A 14,491-nucleotide genomic window follows, 5' to 3' on the forward strand; every position below is an offset into this window, starting at 1 on the left:
CACTGCGTCAGATAGACCTGAGACAGCGGGCAACATGATCATCAACCTGTTACCCATGTCTCCCGACAGGTGTTTACCATGTCCCCCGGCTGAACACGGAGCACACCCTACAAAAGCGACGGAGTAGGCCAAAAGAGCAGCGTCAGCAACAACATGCCGCTGTACATGCCGATTTCCAGGGTTTCGCTCAGCGGCTGGATACGTTTGACGGCGCCGTAGATATGCACCAGCACCATCAGCGCGGCCACGGCAGCCAATACTTCGAACGTGGTGGTAATGGCTTCGCCGGTAAGGCCGGCGCGAACCATCAGGGCTTCGACAATCAGGATAAACGCGCCCAGGCAGCGGCCGAAGTACACCGCGAGGTCGGTGTGCTCGGGCAAACGCCAGCCCATCAGGCGTGCCCAGGTGAGCGGCCAGAGGGTGATGGGCAAGGCGAATACCAGGGTGGTGATTGTCGCTAGAACCAGCAGGTAGGTGTGTGCGTGGACAGTCCAGAGTCCCAACATGAGGTCAGTTCCTTGAGGGCAAAAAAAGGCGCAGTGGCGGGGGCCATTGCGCCAAGCACGATGCGGGTGAGGCTTTTGTAGGGTGTGCTATGCACCGTTGCGGTAGCGGGGAGATCGCTTGGTGCCCGGCGCACACTCTACAAAAGCAAAGGCGGTTACCAGGTGAGGGACATGCCTAGCGCCAGGGTGTCGGTGTCTTCCAGATTGCCCGTCCCATCCTTGCCATCAATCTCGAACTGGTTGTACTCGGCAATCAATCTCAGGTTGGCGTTGATGTCGCGGGTGTAGGCGATAGCGCGGGTTTCGTAGTCGGCTTTCACGCCCAGACCGTTGCCGTCGTCTTCGGTTTTGCCGTACGACAGGGCAATGCGATTTTTGCCGAAGCGGTATGAGCCCTGCAGCAGGTAGCCGCTGCTGTCCATATTGCGCAGCGAGGCTTCGCCCAAGTTGTTGGTGAAGAAGGGGTTGATGCCCTTGGCGGTAAAGCCCGACCCCACCAGGGTGAAGTCGGCGATCTTGGCTTGCACGCCATAGCCCAGGCCTTTGGAGGTGACGTCGCTTACGGTGTCGTCGGTGTTCTCGGAGGTTTGGTAGGCGCCATTGATCCAGGAGTAGATCTTCGCCCCGGCCAGGTCGAACTCGTAGGTCACCTCACTCTCGAGCCGCGGGTTTTCCTGGTAGGCCTTGCCGGTTGGGCTGTCGTCGTTGGTGTCGACCGGGTCCATGATGCCGGCCGCCACGCGCAGGCCGTCCATCACTGGCGTGCGGAAGGTGATTTGCGAGGTGGGGAACGGGTACGGGTAGCCGCTGCCGATATTGCCGAACGACACACCGCCGCCGTCCACCAGGCCCAGGGTGTCGCTGACCTGGCCGTAGCCGCCGAGCAACTCGTCGAGCAGGATGTTGGAGCGGGCGAACAGGCCGAAGTCTTTGCCGATCAGCACCTGGCCCCACTCTCCGTCGACGGTTCCGTAGAACTGGCGCACGTCGATGGCGGTGTCGGTGCCGTTGGTTTCGCTGTCGTTGATGGTGACCCAGAACGAGGAGCGCGCACCGAGCTTGAGGTCTTCGACCTGCTTGCTCATGTTGAAGCCGATCCAGTTGGGCAGAAAGCCCATTTTTACCCGCGCCTGGTTGCGGTCGTATTGATCGCCGGGGCGGTCGATGTCGCTGTTCACGTAGAAGGCGTTTACGTAGCCGTCGGCGGAAAAGGTGGTGTCGTCTTTGTCGTACAGCATGATCTCGGCAAAGGCCGGCTGGGCGAGGCCCACAGCCAGGGCCAGAGACAGAAGTGGGCGAGTGGCGATGTTGTTTTTGTTGTGGCGCATGGCGTGCTCCGCTGTGTAGGCGACTGAGGATGCAGTCGTGGCGGGGCGATTATGGAAAGCCAGACCAGCGCGCCCTATGCGGCGTTGGCCGCAGTCGAGCAGTGCTTTGGCCGGGCTTGGTGAGCGTGGAAACAAGTGCTAAACCAGGCTCAAGCCGGTGGGCAGTGCTTTGGAACCGATTCGAAATGCCAAGCAGGTCAGCTAGGGTCACTACCTTGGAAGGACCAGAGCAAGCTGGGGTGATGCATTGTCGGCCGTTGACCGATTACAAAAACACCCAGCCTTCATCGAAGAGCCGGGCGTTTTTGATGGTTACGCGACCGAAGACGATAAATCGCAGCGTTACCCTGGCGCCGCCGTAGCCAAAGCCTTAGCGGTGGCGCAGGGCGAGGCGATAAACCGCCACGCGAGAAGCCACCCAAGGTGTGCGCTGGGTTACTACTGCCAGTGAAATGCCACTTTGCTGAATAACCTGCATCTATTTTTTAGCGCCACCAATAATAATACCGCTACTAAAACCGGCACTAGCACCGGCACCAGTACTTATACCCGTACTCCCACCTACACTTACGCCTTTTGTACCTATACTTCCTCCAGTAGTTACACCTACATTTTGGCCTACACTTTCATTCGAGCCCATAATTACATCTGAGCCTTTGATAATCACCTCCCCGCCCGAACTTGGCGACGAGACATGCGCGCCACTCCCATACCCTTCCCGATCGTAAAAATAAATCATGCCGCCATCATCTGTTGTTGCAATATAGTTCCAAATTTTTCCATCAATGCGGTCGTGTACATTATCCGGAAAGCAGGCTAGCGCTATATCAGCTCCAGCTTCCCACGTAAAAATATCAACCACGTCTGCAGTTCGAACTTTTCGATAGTAGGGCTTGTTCTTATCAAGAAAACCATTTAAGCCGCCAAAATTACCCTGTATTCCAACCTCTGAGCCCCAACCGGTATTTTCGCCGCCCGCGTAAAATGGTCCAAGTTTTTCCCATGACCCGCTATTTCCGCTCTTAGAATAGTACGCGATAGGTAACCGCTCACTGGAAAATCCAAACCTTACGTGACCCACATCGCAGGACATTGTGATGCAGCCTTCTCCAGCACTACATCTATCTGGATCTACGACTCGGTTAGCGGCGATTACCGCCTCGATAAAACCGGCCCCAGGAAAATCAGTAGCGACCACCCCGACGTAACGTCCATTAGGGCGTTGTTCATCAATTACACCCGCCTCATTCTTGCGAGGGTTGGTATTTTTAATATTGGCCTTCTTGATAAGTTCGGTCGCAAGAATGTTGGTTCCCTCAAAAGCAATGGTGCAAAGACTTCCAAGACAATCTACCCGGGGAAAATCCTGCCACTTCCACGACCACCCTGGTGTCGTATACCCCGTGGCCAAGCGTGGAGCACCTGTGCCAGGTGAGGAGTGACCACTAACGACGAAGTACGGAAACGCAATATCGGCACCAGAGAGATAGGTAAGCCTGGCCCGGCCGGCCACTTGCGCCGCGTTGAGCGCGGACTTCTTTTTTTCCCAATGGCTATAAAGATCCCAGTTGGTATTCACCACCCAGCTATCGTCAACATGATAGTTAGAATAAGCAGCTCCGACCGATTCACTCATATACTGAGAATCAAACGCCTCTCGCAATAGAACAATCTTGCCGCGAACATCACCTACCGTTGTCCGTCTGTAGACCGTCCACCCCCGACTATCCGTCCAGATATATGGCTTATTTTGCGGCGCTGTTACATAGTTATTAAGCGCCTGCAAAAACGCTTTCTCATTGTTACTATGCTCCTCCTTGACACGCATCAAGACAAATTCGCTAGGATTTTCTCGAAGAAATGTAATCACTTCATTCAGCACTTCGCCAAACATCTTATTTTGAAACACTTCACCGTGATGAATAGCCAGACTGCCGTTGGTTGGCCGGCCGCGAATATCCAGAAAACGAATACCTGCCTTCAACTGTTGAGGAATGGTCAAGGTTTGAGTTTGAACATAGGGACCACCATACAAACTGGCGGAGTCATGCGTACCCGGAATTGATATCGACAACACCGGATCTTCATTTGCCAGGTTGCGCATCCACGCGTTGCCATTGGGCACATTCAGGTTTCCTCCACCATAATAATACCCGCTATGGGTGTGCGCATTGGTGAGCATTGGAAGTAGGAACAATAGCGAGGCCAGGTACTTTTTCATGAACCAATACCCCAACAAGACATTCGTTTCATTTACACCACTCTATCCAGTCAGAATTTATTTAAGAACTGCGGACAAAGTAGATATAAAAGGAAATGAATAACCAATAAGAGCGCTCTGAGCTTCCCCTGCGGAATTTCCCACGAGATGTAATTGCTACTCAGTCGATTGGGTGTTCCAAGTGCCGCCTGGGCTGGGTGCATTGCCCGCCCCATAAACGCCGCCGGCGGCCTCCAGCAGAAGCTGGAAGTGGACGCGTAAACCATCGGGCTCGATGGCCTCGAGATCTTCAGCGGCGATGAGTGGGCGGGCACTTTGCTGGCTAGCCCAAATCAGGTCAGCGATTGCGGCACAACAGCTGGCCTGATTGCGCAAATACTCCGCCAGGTTGAGGCGCAGCTGTTGCAACTGCTCGTGATCCAGTGTGGCTATTCGTTCACGCTGCGCCAGCAGAAAGGCATCTATGTGCTCGGCTATCTGCGCCACACTGGCATTGGGCGATTGAACGGCAAAAAGCAGTCCCGGCCTGCCAGCGATCTGTCGATAGCCGCAGAACACCGCGTACCCCACCTGTAGCTCGCTACGCAGCCGTTGAAAAAACGGACTCTCCAACCACTGGCCAAGGAGCCGCCAGGCCACCTCGGTCGAGGGCAGGTGATCGGGCAAGAGGTAGAACAGCACCAGCGCTGCCTCGTCACCACTGTTTGGAGACTGCAACCAGAACCGCCCTTGTTGTGCCACGACAGGCGCTTCTTTGGGCGCGTGACCTTGCCCTGGCAACGCCGCAAACTGCTGCTGCAATTGGCCCCGCAACGCGTCGGGGACGCCCACAGCCAGGGCCTGATATCGGGCCTCTGCCCAGCACAGCGCCAGCGCGTTGGGTGTGGGCAACAATTTGTAGCCGTCTACCTGAGGCGCCTGGAACAGCTCCGGCAGCCGCTGCCACAACTGGCGCACCAACGGCTCATTCGCCGCACGCAAGGCGAGTTCGCGGTGCAGGCGCATGCCCTGACCCCAGGCCAGGTTGGGTGGGTGCACCAGCACGTGAGTGAGGTTGGCGAGCAGCGGCGCAAACACGTCGGGGCGGCCATTGAGCTGCAATTGCCAGCCACTGCCCTGCTGCTCGAAGCGCACCTGCACCCCAGCCTGTTCGGCCAGCTGGAGTTGGGCGCGCAGGGCCACTTGCAACACTTCGAACAAGCCATGAGGCGGCGCTTGAGTAAAGCTCCATCGCACGTAAAACGCCGCATCCTGTTCTTGCCCCGGGCTCTGCGGGCCAGGTAGGCAGGTGAGCCCGGCGATGGCGGCTGAGTGTAGCGGTTGCACAACAGGCGAGGACGGCTGCAACAGCGGATTGGCCCCAGGCAGATGCCAGTTCCAGTACTCAACGGCAGCCGGTTGGCGCGGTTGCTCTTGAAGATGCAAGGTAAAACCCAACTGCCGCTGCACGGGCACCGGCGCTGTACTGCTGAACAGCTCCAGCAGGTTGCCTGGCTGCAGTTGGCTCAGCAGCTTGCGCAGCGCCCACAGCGTCTGGCTGTCCAGTTGTCCATCGGCCAGCGGCCTGTCGCTCCAGTAGCGGGCCAGTTGCAGTGGCGAGGCTCGGCCAAGGTGTTGCTGGGCGATGCGGCCGTATTCTTCGCGCCAGGGCTGCCAATCGTCCTGATCACTGAAAAAGCTCAGCCAGTCGAACAAGGCCGCGCGGATGGACGCCCGGTTGTGGGCATTGGCGGTGTCGCTGAGCTGAAAGTCGATGGATAGCAGCGCCTGATCACCATGCTGATACACCTGTCGCACCTGCACCGCGTCACACCAGCCACGCGAGCGCAGGGTGTCCAGCAGGCCGTCTTCAACCTCGTGGCACAGCCAGGTTTGCAGAAAATCTACCGCCTGCGGGTAGCCGGCCGGCAGGCCTTGCAACGCAAAGCACAGGCTCAGTTGCGCCGTGCCCGCCGGCACTTGCAGTTGCAGGGCCTCACAGCGCAGCGGCAACAAGGCCGGGGCGGCACTTTGCAACAGCGCCGGCGCGGCGCGCAGCACGCCCGCGTGTTGTTCGGCCAACTGGCGCAATTGGCTCAGCGGTTGTGGCCCGGCCAGCACCAGTTGCAGTTGGCCGGCCTGGTAGAAGCGCTGGTGGAAATCTTCCAGCGCTACCTGAAACGCAGCGTGCTCGACCTTGAGGGTGTCGCGGTTGCCGGCATGAAACCCCGAGCACGGGTGACCGTAGGCCAGGGCCTGGCCGATGGCGGTGTCGACCAGGGTGTTGCGGTCCTGGCCCCTGGCAACGAACTCGGCATGCACCACCTCGCGTTCGCGCAGTTGCGCCGCGACGTCGAATAAAGGCCGTGCGAGCATGTCGCACAGCCGGGCCAGGCCGTCCTCCAGTTTGTTGGCGGGGGCTTCGAAAAAATAATCGGTGTGCCGCTCTCGGGTGCTGGCGTTTACCTCGCCGGCGCAGGCGCGTACATAGGCCAGCAAGCCGTCCTGAGCGCTGAAGCCCGTGCTACCGAGAAACACCAGGTGCTCCAGAAAATGCGCCAGCCCCGGGTATTGCAGCGGCGCATCATGGCTGCCGGCGGCCACCCTTATAAAGGCCGACGCCCGGCGGGCGTTGGGTAAATGCAACAACCGCACGAGCAAACCGTTGGCCAGCTGCAGTCGCACAGGCTCGCCCTTGGTGGGCTCAAGGCGCTGGGCAAGCGGTTGGGTTCGGTCGTGGGTGAGCATGGGGAATCAACCTGCGGCAGGATGGCTAGCGTCGGGCTTTGCCTCGCACGGGGCAATGCGTCTTTGGCAGTAAAGCGACGTCAAAAATACGCAGGCCTGACCGTATAAAAGCAGATACACGCATTAATGAAGAACAACTGACTCGCATTTTTTTGATAACACCCGGATTTACGGCGGTTTTTAGCGCGTCCGGCTGACACCATCCACCCCGCGCGCCACCGAAACAATTTGTTGCATCCACCGCTTAGCGTTTATTTTTCTTCTACGCTTCAGGAACATTTAGCCGTGCCGACCTATCAAGCAAATGGAATGCACTTCTTTCAAAGGCGGGTTAACGAGCATGTTCAATTCCCAGTTAAAACAGCGATTGGCCCTTCTCGAAGAAGAGGTGGCCCGCACCCGCCAGGTGAAAGAGTCGCTGTATGACGAAATGTTGGTGCTGGAAGTCGATACCGACGGGCGTATCACCTTCGCCAATGACAACTTTCTGAGCGAGATGCTCTACCGGCCCGACCAGGTGGTCGGTCATGCGCTGGACGAGTTTTTCCCGCAGAATTTTCGCAGCGAGGAAAACTACCGGCGCATCAAACACTCGCTGCAAGTTGGCGAGCACCTGCGTGGTGCCTATCGCTTGTTGCGCGGCAATGGCGCTGAAGCGTGGCTGCGCATCATCTGGCAGCCCATGCGCAACAGCAAAGCCCAGTTGATGAGCTTCTCGATGTTCGCCGTCGACCTGACCCGCACCATTGAAACGTCCAAAGAGTACGAGGGCATCATCAATGCGCTGCTGCGCTCCACCGCGGTGATTGAATTCAACCTCAAAGGTGAAGTGCTTACCGCCAATGACCGTTTTCTCGGCGCCATGGGCTACAGCCTTGAGCAGATTAAAGGCAAACACCACGCCATTTTCTGTGAACCACAGGAAGTGAACAGCTCCGGCTATAAAGACTTCTGGGCCAAGCTCAACCGTGGTGAATTCGTGGCCGGGCGCTTTAAACGGGTGGACGCCTACGGTCGGCCCGTGTGGTTGGAAGCCTCTTACAACCCGGTGCATGACGCCCACGACAAGCTGTACAAGGTGGTGAAGTTCGCCACCGTGATCTCCGACCAAGTGAACCAGGAAATCGCCGTGGCCGAGGCCGCCAACATCGCCTACAGCACCTCCCAGCAAACCGACCTGAGCGCCCAGAAAGGCGCGACCGTAGTGCGCCAGACCGTGGACGTGATGCGCCAGATCAGCCTGCAAGTGCAGGACGCGGCCGATGGCATCGAAGCGCTGGACAAGCAGTCTCAGTTAATCAGCTCCATCATCAAAACCATCAGTGGCATTGCCGGGCAGACCAACCTGCTGGCGCTCAACGCCGCCATCGAAGCGGCGCGGGCCGGTGAGCAGGGCCGCGGTTTTGCGGTGGTCGCCGATGAAGTGCGGCTGCTGGCCGGGCGCACCAGCCAGGCGGCGGAAGAGATTGTGGAAGTGGTGCAAAAGAACCAGCAACTGGCGCAGACCGCGGTGGACAGCATGTCCAGCAGCCGGCAGCAGGCTGAGCAAGGGCTGGACCTGGCCAACGAAGCCGGCGCAGTGATTGTGGAAATTCAGGATGGCGCGCAGAAAGTGGTGGATGCCATTGGCCAGTTTGCCAGCCAGTTAAAAGCGTAGGTGACGACGTTCGTGCCATGTGAGGGACTTTTCTCAATGTCTTATATGCAGCATCCGTATTACGCGAGTTGACACTGTTCAATAACCTGAACGACCCACTTTACAGCCCGTGCCCGGCGGGCTGGCAACTTGTTTTGACTAACTATTCAGTTCATCCATAGTTACGTCGATATAACTTTGCCGGATTAACGGTGGATAGATTTACTACTTCGCTTGGCTATAATCGCCCTCGCGACGTAAAAACGTCGGCTACTTGCCTAATTCAAGCGCCCGACATAAGCGCTTGAATTTTTTTAATATTTCCAGAAAACGCAATCAACAAACCGAACGGGGCACGCCCCTTTCCTTCCGGCGCTAATACAGTGATGCCAGCAGGCATCCCGGGCGCCGGGTTCATCAGACTCGAGAAATGACGTGACCAAAGACGAACTGCGCGCCGAACTTGAGCGCCAGGCGCAGCGCTACAAGGACGTTTACGGCGGGGAAGTTGTAACCTACGCCGCCCAGCCGGAACCGGAGCGCAAACCCTGGCGTAAACGGGCCAACTTACGCGATCAAGCGTTTGAGCGGGAGTTGGAAAGGATTGAAAAAGAACATCAGGCTCGAGTGGAATCGGCTAACGAGACGGATGTTTAAGTAGAAAGAAGTTTGTTGTTCTTTTAACCGTTATTTCGCGCCTTACGCGCTTGGCTTTTGTAGGGTGTGCTTTGCGCACCGTTGCGGTTTTTCAGGGGACTGCGTGTTTCTGCTTTACCGCGTGCGCTGAACGTTTTGTTTCGCGCCTTACGCGCGAGTCACTTTTCTCAATCGTCGGAATGCCGAACCACATAAAATTAACCAAAAGCGCTTGCCCCTACCTGGGCCCTACGCTTCGCTCCAGGGGCCGGGCTGAAGGGGCGTGCAGATCAACATTAAAAGCAGATCAAAAGGACAATCAACGGCCCCTCACCCCAACCCTCTCCCGCACGCGGGAGAGGGGGTAGCTCTCGTAGGAGCCAGCTTGCTGGCGAACCCTGGAAAAGGTGATTCGCGACCTGCGTTTGCAGGGTTCGCTAGCAAGCTAGCTCCTACAAGATCAAGCGCGGTGGCTGCCTTACGTCACCCCTCGCCCGCTAGGCCGGCCGGGCAGGCGAGAGGGGCCGGGGGTGAGGGGCTGTTGATCTGGCTTTTGGTCTACCCGCCCCTTGAGCGCAGGCCGAGCGGAGTCGTCGTGGAAGGCCTACCGCCTCTTTTTCCCCATCAAAGACCCCAACAACCCCCTCACCAACTCCCGCCCAATCTGATTGGCCGCCTGCCGCGCCGCGCTTTTCAGCGCCTGCCCAGCCACCCCACCCAACAACTCCCCCGCCATATCGGCAAAACTCCCGCCTGCCTTCGGTGCCACAGGCGGTGCATCCTGCGCTTCACTCGCCGCCGCAGCGCGAGTGGTCAAACGTTCGTAGGCCGACTCCCGGTCCACCGCCTTGTCATACCGCCCAGCCTGCGGCGACTGGCGAATCAATGCAGCACGCTCAGCTTCGTTCAACGGCCCGATACGCGATTGCGGTGGCGCAATCGCCACCCGTTGCACCATGGTCGGCGTGCCCTTCTCTTCCAGGGTGCTCACCAACGCTTCACCAATGCCCAGCTCGGTCAGCACGCTCAAGGTGTCGAAGGCCGGGTTGCTGCGAAACCCGTCGGCCACCGCTCGCAGTGATTTCTGCTCCTTGGCGGTAAACGCCCGTAACCCGTGTTGAATTCGCAGCCCCAGTTGCGCCAGCACCGCGTCCGGCAAGTCGCCAGGTGACTGGGTCACGAAATACACGCCCACTCCCTTGGAACGAATCAGCCGCACTACCTGCTCCAGCCGCTCCTGCAGCGCCTTGGGCGTATCGGCAAACAGCAGGTGCGCTTCGTCGAAGAACAGTGCCAGCAGCGGTTTGTCGGCATCTCCGCGCTCGGGCAGTTGCTCGAACAGTTCGGCCAACAGCCACAATAAAAACGTCGCGTACACCTTCGGCGCTTCATGCACGAGGCGGCTCGCATCGAGCAGGTGGATGCGCCCACGGCCATCGGCACCGGGGTGCAGGATGTCTTCCAGTTGCAGCGCCGGCTCGCCAAACAGGGCATCGGCGCCCTGCTGTTCCAGAACTGCCAGACGCCGCAACACGGCCTGGCTGGACCCACTGGTGAACAGCGCGCTGTCGGCACCCAGCAGTTCGGGGTGGTCTTTGAGGTGGTTGAGCATGGCCTTGAGGTCTTTGAGGTCCAGCAGCAACAGGCCCTCGCGGTCGGCCACTTTGAAGGTGGCGTACAAGGCCGCCTGCTGGCTGTCGGTCAGCTCAAGCAAGTTGCTCAACAGCAGTGGGCCCATTTCACTCAGGGTGGTGCGCAGTGGGTGGCCGCTGACGCCCTGCACGTCCCATAGCGTGACCGGATACGCCTGCGGCCTGTGGTTGAGCCACGGCATGCTGGCGATACGTTCGGCCACCTTGCCCTGGGGCGTGCCGGCGGCGCCGATGCCGCACAGGTCGCCCTTGATGTCGGCGGCGAACACGGCCACGCCGGCGTCGCTGAAGGCTTCCATCAGGTGCTGCAGCGTTACGGTTTTACCGGTGCCGGTGGCGCCGGCAATCAGGCCGTGGCGGTTAGCCAGGCGCAGTGCTTGTGCCACTGGTTGCCCAGCCGAATCGGCGCCGATGAAAAATTCATTCTGCCCTGGCATTTCACTCTCCCGTTTTAAAGCTTTAATGCAGTGTGGCCGACACAACGAAAGACACGGAGCCGAGTCGATCGACACAACGCCTGCTAACCAGCCAAGACTGGTACCAGCGCCCACCGGACGCAAGAAGCCATGACCAATAACCTGAAGTTCAGCCACAAGATTCTGCTTGCGGCTTCATTGGTGGTGATCGCAGCCTTCGCGCTATTCACCCTGTACAACGACTACTTACAACGCAACGCCATTAAAGACGACCTCAACAGTTACCTGCAGGAAATGGGTGAGGTCACGGCGAGCAACATCCAGAATTGGCTGTCGGGGCGAATCGTGCTGGTGGAGAGCACCGCGCAATCGATTGTCAGCAACAGCCAGGCCGATGCGGTGGCCAAGCTGCTGGAGCAGAAGGCGCAAACCTCGACGTTCGATTTCACCTACCTGGGCAGCGCCGACGGCGCCTTTATCATGCGCCCCAGCAGCGAGATGCCGGCCGGCTACGACCCGCGCACCCGCCCCTGGTACAAGGACGCCATGGCGGCCGGCACCACCACCCTCACCGAGCCCTATGTGGATGCGGCCACCGGTGCGCTGATCATTACCATTGCCACGCCGGCCCAGGCTGCGGGCGTGGTGGGCGGTGACCTGAGCCTGACCGCGCTGGTGAAAATCATCAATTCCCTGGACTTTGGCGGCATGGGCTACGCCTTTCTGGTGAGCGCCGACGGCAAGATTCTGGTGCATCCGAACAAAGACCTGGTGATGAAAAACCTCAAGGACCTGTACCCCAACAACACGCCGAGCATCAGCAGCGCCATCAGCGAAAACGAGTTGAACGGTGAAGACCGTATTCTCACCTTCGCCCCGGTAAACGGCTTGCCATCGGTGAAATGGTACGTGGGTGTGTCGGTGGATAAGGGCAAAGCCTATGCAATGCTCACCAAGTTCCGCGCCTCGGCCGTGGTGGTGACAGTGATCGCCGTGGTCGGCATTTTGCTGTTGCTTGGAATGCTGATTCGCGTGCTGCTGCAGCCGCTGCATGTGATGGCCAACGCCATGCGCGATATTGCGCAGGGTGAAGGCGATTTGACCAAGCGTCTGGCGGTGCAGTCCAACGATGAGTTTGGCGACCTGGCCTCTTCGTTCAACCAGTTTGTGGAACGTATTCACAGCTCGATTCGCGAGGTGTCCTCGGCCACCGCACAGGTAAACGAGGTGGCCAAACTGGTGGTCAACGCCTCCAACTCGTCGATGGTCAATTCCGACGAGCAGGCCAACCGCACCAACAGTGTGGCAGCGGCCATTAACGAGCTCGGAGCAGCGGCGCAGGAGATTGCGCGCAATGCGGCCGATGCCTCCATCCAGGCCTCCGATGCCAAGGTGCTGGCCGAAGACGGGCGGCAGGTGGTGGAAAAAACCATCCTCGCCATGAACGAGCTCTCCAGCAAAATCCGCACCTCGTGCGGCAACATCGAGACGCTCAATGGCAAGACCGTGGATATCGGCCAGATTCTCGAAGTGATCAAAAGCATTTCCCAGCAGACCAACCTGCTGGCGCTGAACGCTGCCATCGAGGCTGCGCGCGCCGGTGAAGCCGGGCGTGGGTTTGCGGTGGTGGCAGACGAGGTGCGCAACCTGGCCCACCGCACCCAGGAGTCGGCGCAAGAAATTCAGAAGATGATCGAAGAGCTGCAAGTGGGCTCGCGCGAGTCGGTCACCACCATGACCGAGAGCCAGCGCTACAGCGAGGAAAGTGTGGAAATCGCCAACCGCGCCGGTGAACGGTTGGGCAGCGTCACCCAGCGCATTGGCGAAATCGACGGGATGAACCAGTCGGTGGCGACCGCGACCGAAGAACAGACCTCGGTGGTGGAGTCGCTGAATATGGATATCAGCGAGATCAACATGCTCAACCAGGAAGGGGTGGAAAACTTGCAGGCGACGTTGCGCGCGTGTGGGGATCTGGAGCAGCAGGCGACGCGCTTGAAGCACTTGGTGGATAGCTTCCGCATTTGAATATACGGCGTAGGTTGGGTTGAGCGCAGCGAAGCCCAACGATACGCTGCACCTCACCCCAACACCGTTTCCAGACAGGGCAACCAAGAAACGCCTCGGACGTCTTGTTTGGCTGCGGTGTTGATGCGGACCTTTGCGTATCGTTGGGCTTCGCCTTTGGCTCAACCCAACCTACGTCGCTTCTCTATTTCGGTTGGAACCGACATCAATGAATCGCAATGAACTGCGCAAGGCCGACATCAACCTGATGGTGGTGTTCGAAACCCTGATGCAAGAGCGCAATGTCACCCGCGCGGCGGAAAAGCTGTTCCTCGGCCAACCCACCATCAGCGCCGCACTCAATCGCTTGCGGGCCATGTTCAACGACCCGCTGTTTATCCGCGTGGGCCGGCGCATGGAGCCTACGGCCCGGGCCGAAGAACTCATTCAGCATTTGTCGCCGGCGTTGGACGCGATGTCGGTGGCCCTCAGCCTCACCCATGATTTTGACCCTGCCACCAGCACCATGACCTTTCGCATCGGCCTGTCCGATGACGTGGAGTTCGGCCTGCTGCCGCCGCTGTTGCGCACGTTGCGCCAAGAGGCGCCGAAGGTGGTGTTTGTGGTGCAGCACGTGGACTACTGGCGTATTCCGGACTTGCTCGCCAGCGGCGAAATTACCGTGGGCATCAGCCAGACCCGTGGCCTGCCGGCCAACGCCAAGCGCAAGTTGCTGCGCCATATCCACCCGCGTCTGCTGCGTGCCGATGCCTCGGACAAACCACTGACGCTGGATGAATACTGCGCCCGGCCCCATGTGCTGGTGTCGCACACGGCCAACGTCAGCGGCCTGGTGGATGAGTGGCTTAACGATGTGGGGCGCAAGCGCCATGTGGTGTTGTCGGTGCCGCAATACAGCGCCCTGCCAGCGCTGCTGGCCGGCACCGATCTGCTCGCCAGCCTGCCGGACTATGCCGCCAACGCCATGGCGGCGTCAGGGCAATTGTTTGTGGAGACGATGCCCTTCCCCACGCCGACCCTGGACTTGGCCATGGTGTGGTTGAGCGTCATGGACACCGACCCGGCCGAGCGTTGGCTGCGCTCGCGGCTGGAGGCGTGCATGAGTGATCGAATGGGGATGGCGTATTAAGGAAGATGTTACGAAGTGGGTTTTTCCGGCGCCGGGTGCAACTCTTCCCAGAGCTTGGAGGCGTCCTCGAATGCGGTGCCAGTCTCTTCGTCCATCGCCTCGGGGTCGTAGCGGCTCAGGCAGCCTTCTCCCAGAGTCGGTGGCGGGGTTGATGTAGCGCGGTCCAGTGGGTCATCACTCATTACGCGTACCTCGTTTGCCGGGCGATC

The 14,491-nt window shown here is 59.0% G+C and carries 9 protein-coding genes and 2 pseudogenes; 5 read left to right on the top strand and 6 right to left on the bottom strand.

Annotated elements, in window-relative coordinates; all coding sequences use genetic code 11:
- Positions 1 to 107 precede the first annotated feature (107 nt).
- From PKE98_RS24405 to pqqF, 4 genes are all read right to left on the bottom strand, one after another.
- The gene (locus PKE98_RS24405) at positions 108 to 509 is read right to left on the bottom strand and encodes a hypothetical protein (protein WP_271198040.1); all 402 of its coding nucleotides are present in this window, start codon (positions 507 to 509) and stop codon (positions 108 to 110) included.
- Positions 510 to 664: 155 nt separating this feature from the next.
- A complete protein-coding gene (locus tag PKE98_RS24410) occupies positions 665 to 1,837 on the bottom strand; it encodes a porin (RefSeq protein WP_271198041.1) in 1,173 nt (390 codons plus the stop codon).
- 478 nt (positions 1,838 to 2,315) lie between these two features.
- Complete coding sequence (locus PKE98_RS24415) at positions 2,316 to 4,058, bottom strand: phosphatidylinositol-specific phospholipase C (RefSeq protein WP_271198043.1); 1,743 nt, start codon at positions 4,056 to 4,058, stop codon at positions 2,316 to 2,318.
- 156 nt (positions 4,059 to 4,214) lie between these two features.
- Positions 4,215 to 6,785, bottom strand: a complete 2,571-nt coding sequence (pqqF, locus tag PKE98_RS24420; RefSeq protein WP_271198044.1) for a pyrroloquinoline quinone biosynthesis protein PqqF — start codon at positions 6,783 to 6,785, stop codon at positions 4,215 to 4,217.
- A 430-nt stretch (positions 6,786 to 7,215) separates the two neighbouring features.
- On the opposite strand from pqqF, the pseudogene PKE98_RS27275 reads away from it, so the two are divergent.
- From PKE98_RS27275 to PKE98_RS24430, 3 genes and pseudogenes are all read left to right on the top strand, one after another.
- A pseudogene (locus tag PKE98_RS27275) lies at positions 7,216 to 7,890 on the top strand (PAS domain-containing protein); the annotation flags it as partial.
- Between the two features lie 117 nt (positions 7,891 to 8,007).
- Positions 8,008 to 8,442 (top strand): annotated as a pseudogene (locus PKE98_RS27280) (methyl-accepting chemotaxis protein); the annotation flags it as partial.
- Positions 8,443 to 8,856: 414 nt separating this feature from the next.
- A complete protein-coding gene (locus PKE98_RS24430; RefSeq protein ID WP_271198046.1) occupies positions 8,857 to 9,078 on the top strand; it encodes a hypothetical protein in 222 nt (73 codons plus the stop codon).
- Positions 9,079 to 9,661: 583 nt separating this feature from the next.
- Here PKE98_RS24430 and PKE98_RS24435 read toward each other — a convergent pair.
- Positions 9,662 to 11,146 carry a helicase HerA-like domain-containing protein gene (locus PKE98_RS24435; RefSeq protein ID WP_271198047.1) on the bottom strand — a complete coding sequence of 495 codons (1,485 nt, stop codon included), beginning with the start codon at positions 11,144 to 11,146 and terminating at the stop codon, positions 9,662 to 9,664.
- 129 nt (positions 11,147 to 11,275) lie between these two features.
- Between PKE98_RS24435 and PKE98_RS24440 the strand changes: the two genes are divergently transcribed.
- Both PKE98_RS24440 and PKE98_RS24445 read left to right on the top strand, forming a co-directional pair.
- Positions 11,276 to 13,153, top strand: coding sequence for a methyl-accepting chemotaxis protein (locus PKE98_RS24440; protein WP_271198048.1), 1,878 nt, complete (start codon positions 11,276 to 11,278; stop codon positions 13,151 to 13,153).
- Between the two features lie 208 nt (positions 13,154 to 13,361).
- Complete coding sequence (locus tag PKE98_RS24445) at positions 13,362 to 14,282, top strand: LysR substrate-binding domain-containing protein (protein WP_271198049.1); 921 nt, start codon at positions 13,362 to 13,364, stop codon at positions 14,280 to 14,282.
- Positions 14,283 to 14,290: 8 nt separating this feature from the next.
- Here PKE98_RS24445 and PKE98_RS24450 read toward each other — a convergent pair whose 3' ends face one another.
- On the bottom strand, positions 14,291 to 14,464 hold the full coding sequence (locus tag PKE98_RS24450; protein ID WP_271198050.1) for a hypothetical protein: 174 nt from the start codon (positions 14,462 to 14,464) through the stop codon (positions 14,291 to 14,293).
- Positions 14,465 to 14,491 lie beyond the last annotated feature (27 nt).

Origin of the sequence: Pseudomonas turukhanskensis (assembly GCF_027922365.1) — a bacterium.
In the GTDB taxonomy this organism is placed as follows: Bacteria; Pseudomonadota; Gammaproteobacteria; order Pseudomonadales; family Pseudomonadaceae; genus Aquipseudomonas; species Aquipseudomonas turukhanskensis.